3 protein-coding genes are annotated in these 6,184 nt (G+C 66.4%); 2 read left to right on the top strand and 1 reads right to left on the bottom strand.

All coding sequences use genetic code 11. From position 1 onward, the window contains the following. Together M3B11_RS01355 and M3B11_RS01350 are read left to right on the top strand one after the other, a co-directional pair. Positions 1 to 119, top strand: a 119-nt coding sequence (locus M3B11_RS01355; RefSeq protein WP_259874813.1) for an Lsr2 family protein, incomplete at its 5' end; no start/stop codon positions are given. A 235-nt stretch (positions 120 to 354) separates the two neighbouring features. Further along, on the top strand, positions 355 to 2,976 hold the full coding sequence (locus M3B11_RS01350) for an ATP-dependent Clp protease ATP-binding subunit (protein ID WP_259874809.1): 2,622 nt from the start codon (positions 355 to 357) through the stop codon (positions 2,974 to 2,976). Positions 2,977 to 3,125: 149 nt separating this feature from the next. Here the strand turns inward: M3B11_RS01350 and M3B11_RS01345 are convergent, their stop codons facing one another. Next, positions 3,126 to 5,987 carry a YppG family protein gene (locus tag M3B11_RS01345; RefSeq protein ID WP_259874806.1) on the bottom strand — a complete coding sequence of 954 codons (2,862 nt, stop codon included), beginning with the start codon at positions 5,985 to 5,987 and terminating at the stop codon, positions 3,126 to 3,128. Positions 5,988 to 6,184 lie beyond the last annotated feature (197 nt).

Below are 6,184 nucleotides of genomic sequence, written 5' to 3'. Positions count from 1 at the left end.
CAGGCTCGCGCTCGGACACCGCCCAGATCCGCAAGTGGGCCCAGGACAAGGGCTACGAGGTCTCCGACCGCGGCCGGATCCCCAGCGAGATCGTCGAGGCCTACGACAACGCCCACTGACCCAGGCCAGCGGCACCTACTGTGCCGACCTGAGTAGCGCCTCGGGAACGGATCCTGACGTAAGCGGGCCCAGCCACTCCGGTTGGGCCCGCTGCGCTGTTGCCGGGGCGGATTCCCAGCCGGTCCGCACTGAATTTCGCCATGAGCCGAATGGCGTTCGGCTGACGGCGAAACGGCAATAAATCCCGCGTCGCCTTGGTTAGAGTCAGAGGAATCGACAGACCGAGGAGGGCAAATGTTTGAGCGGTTCACGGATCGTGCCCGTCGCGTAGTGGTGCTTGCGCAGGAAGAAGCAAAGATCCTCAAGCACAACTACATCGGCACGGAGCACATCCTGCTCGGCCTCATCCACGAGGGTGAGGGCATCGCAGCAAAGGCTCTGGAAGGTATGGGCATCTCACTCGAGCAGGTGCGCGACCAGGTCACCGAGATCATCGGCCAGGGCCAGCAGGCCCCCAGCGGCCACATCCCATTCACCCCACGGGCCAAGAAGGTCCTGGAGCTCAGCCTGCGCGAAGCGCTGCAGCTGGGCCACACCTACATCGGCACCGAGCACATCCTGCTCGGCCTCATCCGCGAAGGCGAAGGCGTGGCCGCCCAGGTGCTCGTCAAGCTCGGCGCGGATCTGGCGCGCGTGCGCCAGGAAGTCATCAAGCTCATCTCCGGCTACCAGGGCAAGGAGCCGGTCGGTGCGACCAGCGGCGGCCGCGAAGAGGGAACGCCCTCCGGCTCGCTCGTGCTCGACCAGTTCGGCCGGAACCTCACCGCTGCCGCCCGTGAGGGCAAGCTCGACCCGGTCATCGGCCGCACCGAGCAGATGCAGCGCGTCATGCAGGTGCTCTCGCGCCGCACGAAGAACAACCCTGTCCTCATCGGCGAGCCCGGCGTCGGCAAGACCGCCGTCGTCGAGGGCCTGGCTCAGGCTATCGTGCGCGGTGACGTGCCCGAGATCCTCGAGGACAAGCAGCTCTACACTCTGGATCTCGGTTCGCTCGTGGCCGGCTCCCGCTACCGCGGCGACTTCGAGGAACGGCTGAAGAAGGTGCTCAAGGAGATCCGCACGCGCGGCGACATCATCCTGTTCATCGATGAGATCCACACGCTCGTCGGCGCCGGCGCTGCCGAAGGTGCGATCGACGCCGCCTCGATCCTCAAGCCGATGCTCGCCCGCGGTGAGCTGCAGACGATCGGTGCGACGACCCTCGATGAGTACCGCAAGAACATCGAAAAGGACGCGGCTCTCGAACGCCGCTTCCAGCCGATCCAGGTCCCGGAGCCGGCCCTGTCGGACGCGATCAAGATCCTCAAGGGTCTGCGGGACCGCTACGAGTCCCACCACAAGGTCACGATCACCGATGCCGCACTGGCTGCAGCGGTGAACCTCTCCGACCGCTACGTCAACGACCGGTTCCTGCCGGACAAGGCGATCGACCTCGTCGACGAGGCCGGCGCGAAACTGCGCATCTCGCGGCTGTCAGCCCCGCCGGAGCTCAAGGAGCTCGATGAGAAGATCACCGAGGCCCGCCAGCGCAAGGAAGCTGCGATCGACAAGCAGAACTTCGAGCTGGCTGCCGATGAGCGCAACACCGAGATGCAGCTGCAGGCCGAGAAGGACAAGGCTGAGAAGGAGTGGCGTTCGGGCAAGAAGGACCAGTCGGCGATCGTCGATGAGGAGCTCATCGCCGATGTGCTCGCCTCGGCGACCGGCATTCCGATCTTCAAGCTCACCGAGGAGGAGTCCTCCAGGCTGCTGCGGATGGAAGACGAGCTGCACAAGCGCATCATCGGGCAGAACGATGCGATCAAGTCAGTCTCGCGTGCGATCCGCCGCACCCGTGCCGGCCTGAAGGACCCGAAGCGCCCGTCCGGTTCGTTCATCTTCGCCGGCCCGACCGGCGTCGGCAAGACCGAGCTGGCCAAGGCGCTGGCGGAGTTCCTGTTCGGCGACGAGTCCGCGCTCATCTCACTTGACATGAGTGAGTTCTCTGAGAAGCACACGGTCTCGCGGCTGTTCGGTTCGCCTCCGGGCTACGTCGGCTACGAAGAGGGCGGCCAGCTGACCGAGAAGGTCCGCCGCAAGCCGTTCTCCGTCGTGCTCTTCGATGAGGTCGAGAAGGCGCACAGCGATATCTTCAACTCGCTGCTGCAGATCCTCGAAGACGGCCGCCTGACCGACTCGCAGGGTCGTGAGGTCGACTTCAAGAACACGATCATCATCATGACGACGAACCTCGGCACCCGCGACATCGCCAAGGGCCAGCAGATGGGCTTCCAGGTCGAAGGCGACACGACGACGAACTACGAGCGCATGAAGCAGCGCGTCAACGAAGAGCTCAAGCAGCACTTCCGTCCGGAGTTCCTCAACCGTGTCGACGACACGATCGTGTTCCCGCAGCTGCAGAAGGAGGAGATCGTCAAGATCGTCGATCTGTTCCTCGCACGCCTCGACGAGCGGATGGCCGATCAGGGCATGCGGATCGATCTGACGCAGGAGGCGAAGAACGTGCTTGCCGACCGCGGCTACGACCCGGTGCTCGGTGCACGCCCGCTACGCCGCACGATCCAGCACGATATCGAGGATCAGCTCTCCGAGCGGATCCTGTTCGATGAGCTGCGTTCCGGTCAGACGGTCTACGTCGACGTCGAAGGCGAGGGCACCGATGCGGTGTTCACCTTCCGCGGCGTCGAGGAGGATCGCGCCCCGGTGAAGGTCGGTGCGGATTCGGCTGAGGATGAGGAGGGCACGGGAGCCATTCCCGAGGCGGACTCCGCCAATGCCGCTGCCGCCCGGTCCGACGACACGCCCGATGAGGGTGGTCAGGCGCGGGCCGAATCGGCAGGCACTCAGGAGCTGTAAGCTCCGGCAGCGAGAAGGGGCTGTAAGCTCCGGCAGCGAGAAGGGGCTGGTGGAATCATCCACCAGCCCCTTTCGCGTACCTGCGCAGCTGCCACTCGTTTCGACCCTGACGGCGGGCGATCAGCATCCGCTGTGACGGTGGCGGGCGATCAGTATCCGCTGTCCTCCTCGACGCTGATGACGACCTTGCCGTCGACGATCTCGGCGGTGCCGGAGACGTCGAAGCTCACGGTGTTGTCATAGTTCTCCGAATCCCCGAAAAGGCTGTACTTGCCGGTGATGAGCGCGGTGCCGGTGGACTCCGAGGTGATGCGCCACTTCGAGCCGTCGCTCGGCTCGGAGTCGCCGTAGCCGTACCCGTAGCCATCTTCGCTCAGGCTGATGTCCGGGTACTCCTCGATCGACCACTTGACGTCCGTGACATCGGAGTAGCTTGCCGACCGGGAGCCGAACGGGCAGCCGGCCGGCTCGGTCTCCGTCTTCCCAGCACACGAGTCGAGCAGGCTGCGCACCTGCTTGTTGACCTCATCGGTGAACGCCTGGGTGGGAGTGGCCTCCAGGATCGGCGGCTCCCCGCCTGCTTCCTCCGCGGAGGTGCCTTCGAAGAACGCCCGCGTCTGCACTTCATCGGCCTCCAGATAGTCCGAGGAGTCGGCGAGGCTGACAGTGTAGAGCGCCGGGAAGGCCGGCAGACTGAGCATGCCGTCGGCTGTCGGGACGGTCACGCCGTTGACGTTGACCTGGCTGAGGTTCGGAGTCTCGACGACGACGCGGCCGAGGTTCGGCGAGGCCAGCCGCCAGTCGTTGAAGAAGATCCCGCGTTTGCCGACTTTGCGCACGTCGATCTGGACGTCGCTCTTCGAACCGCCGAGGTCGAACTCGGCGGTCACGATGGCGGTGTCGCCGTCGACTTCGGTGTCGGTGATCGAGATGCTGTCCGGGCGCGCGGCTGCGCTGCTGAGCACTTCGTTCGTCAGCAGCGTGCGCTCTTCGACCGGCACATCGACGTCGGCCAGGGCGAGTGCCCCCTCGGCGTCGCCGCTGGAGAGCTTCGACAGGTAGGAGCGCACAACCCCGTCGGGGCCGTAGAACCGTGAGTTGATCTGCCCGACAGCGATGACGCCGGCGATGAGCGCGAGCACAAGCGCTCCGGCGGCGATGGCCCAAATCTTGGCTCTGCGCCGGTCGATCGGCTGCGGCGGGCCCATCGGAGCCGCCCCGTATGCCGGGGGCGGTGATGCCGCTCCAGGCGGGGTCATTGCGCCGGTCGGCATGGCGCTCGGCAGCGGGGTGGCTGGCGCCGGTGCCGAGGCGGCGAACGATGCTGTTGCCGCGCCCGGTGCCGAGGCGACAGGCGGGGCGCTCGGCGAAGGCGGCGCTGCCGGCCCGCTGGGGGTCGTCGCTCCGCCTGAGGGTGCGACCGGGGGAGGAGGGGTCTTCATATCCGGGTGGCGGAGTGCACCGCGCGGCTCGCTGATGCCCAGCGGCTGACCCCAGTACGGGTGGACGGCACGCCCACCGAGCCAGGCGGCCAGCTGCGGCATCGTCAGCGCGATCCGCGGTGCGAGCGTGATCGCGAGGACCTCGATGAGCAGGCCCCAGAGGGCGAAGATGAGGAATGTCCACGGCAGCAGGCCGATACTGAGATTCATCATCGCCGGGAACTCGCTGTCGAGCAGCTCGGCACCCTGTCCGCTGACCCGGCCGCTGACGGTGACCGGCAGCAGCACGAGTGAGAGCAGCCCCCACAGCAGACCGAAGGCGGCCGGCAGCTGCCAGATCGCGGTCCACGGGCTGGAGACGCCGGACTGATGCGCCCAGCTCGGCCGGCGTGTGACGGCGGCGGCGATCGCGGTGACGAAGGCGGCCAGCAGCACGGCCAGGAGCCCGAGCCACAGAGTGCCCGGGATCGTGTCGCTGAACATCGTGACTGCTGTCGAGCCGCCCTCATGACTGGCTCCGGCCAGTGCCCGGCCGCTGGCGGACAGGCCGCCGAAGTGGGTCAGCGCTGCCATCATGAGGGCAGCAGTGCCGGCGAGCAGCGGGACGAAGCTGCCGTTGACATCGAAGTGCAGCGGCAGGGCGAAGACGCTGACGATGAGGAAGATCGTGCCGACGATGACGAGATGCAGCAGCGCGGTGCGCGCTGGTGCTGCGGCGTAGCGCAGCCATGGGAGCCCGGCAGCATCGCAGCCGCGGTAGTGGCCGAGGATCCGGCCGACCGTCGTGGCGATGAGGATGAAGATGAGCGGCAGGAAGAACGTCCGCGGAGTCACTGCGGAGAACTCGATGGAGGCTGAGAAGTAGTCGTCGCTGATGTTCGAGCGGGAGGCGAAGATGAGCTGGAGCAAGAACAGCACGGTCGTCAGCGCCAGGGTCGTCAGGCCGATGCGGATCCAGAATGCCGCGATCGTGCGGGAGGGGTGGCGCCGTTCGCTCAACATCGACCACCAGACCAGGGCGGTGGTGAACACGGCGGTGATGAGCAGCGGGGCACCGGCGAAGTGCACTGCCGCTGAGGCGCTGAACTCGTCGAAGGCCTGACCGCTGAATCGCAGTGCGGCTGATCCGCCCAGGGCGAGGGCAAAGAGGATGAAGGGCAGAGCGAAGCCGAGCGACCCGGTCGGCATGCTCTCAGCGACGTCGGTGATGGCGTCGTTGACGGTGGAGACGACGATGACGGAGATGATGAGCGAGGCGATGAAGCCGGCGGCCAGACCGATGGCAGCGGTCACGAGGGCCTCGCGGATCGTCAACCCGTCGATGGGGCTCTGGCGGGCGGGCAATGGGCCGGTGGGATAGCCGTAGGTCCCCTGCTGCGGCTGCGAGCCCGAGTAGGGTCCGGCTGGCTGACTGTAGACCTGCTGCTGCCCGTAGGCCTGCTGGTGATACACCGGCTGCGGTCCGGTGGCCGGCTGGGGCGGTATGGAAGGCGGTGACGGGATGCCCTGCTGACCGGGGTTCGAGCCGGGTGGGTTCTCAGGTGGCTGTTCCGGTGGCTGGTCGGTCATGACGGCTCCTTGGCTCAGTCGCCTTCGCTTGGGGAGGGGCGAAGCTGCTGCGACGTCGATTCAGTTCTCATCTCCCACGGGGGCCGAGCGACCCGCACGAGGATAAGCGGATCACAAGGCTCCTCGGCGCCCACCATACAAGAACCTGAACGTACTGTGTATGGTTCATAAGAGAACAGTCAGTCCATGGGTGAGGT

The sequence above is a fragment of the Brevibacterium sp. p3-SID960 genome (assembly GCF_025144725.1).
Taxonomy (GTDB): Bacteria; Actinomycetota; Actinomycetes; order Actinomycetales; family Brevibacteriaceae; genus Brevibacterium.
Note: the sequence above shows the minus strand (reverse complement) of the source record. Positions and strands in the feature narration are given on the sequence as shown.